This is a genomic window from Bacillus sp. GbtcB10 (genome assembly GCF_019091365.1).
GTDB classification, from domain to species: domain Bacteria; phylum Bacillota; class Bacilli; order Bacillales; family Bacillaceae; genus Bacillus; species Bacillus altitudinis.
In genome coordinates this window covers 1-277 of the sequence record NZ_JAGXJP010000108.1, presented here as the reverse complement: position 1 = coordinate 277, position 277 = coordinate 1, and the positions used below count along the sequence as shown (strand labels likewise).

The following is a 277-nucleotide window of genomic DNA, read 5'->3' as shown; positions in this document are numbered from 1 at the left end:
ATCATATAGGACGTCGATTGCAGTTTCGGTACCAAGCTTGCTACCGCCTTTAATTAGGACATATTTCGCACCTAAAGCATGGATTTTTTTCGCTGCTTCTTTCATGTCTTCAAGAGAATTAATCTTTACGCCACTTAATTGGTAAGCTTCAAATAAGTTTGGTGTGACAACTAATGCCTTTGGAACAAGAACGTCACGTAAGCAATCATTCGTTTCAGGATGTAATGCTTCATCAGCACCTTTACATACCATAACAGGGTCAACTACTACATTTTTG

The 277-nt window shown here is 38.6% G+C and carries 1 protein-coding gene; it reads right to left on the bottom strand.

Going from position 1 to position 277, the window contains the following annotated elements; all coding sequences use genetic code 11:
• Positions 1-277 (bottom strand): PfkB family carbohydrate kinase (locus KVT11_RS19800; RefSeq protein WP_217609140.1); only part of this gene is annotated, 277 nt, incomplete at both ends.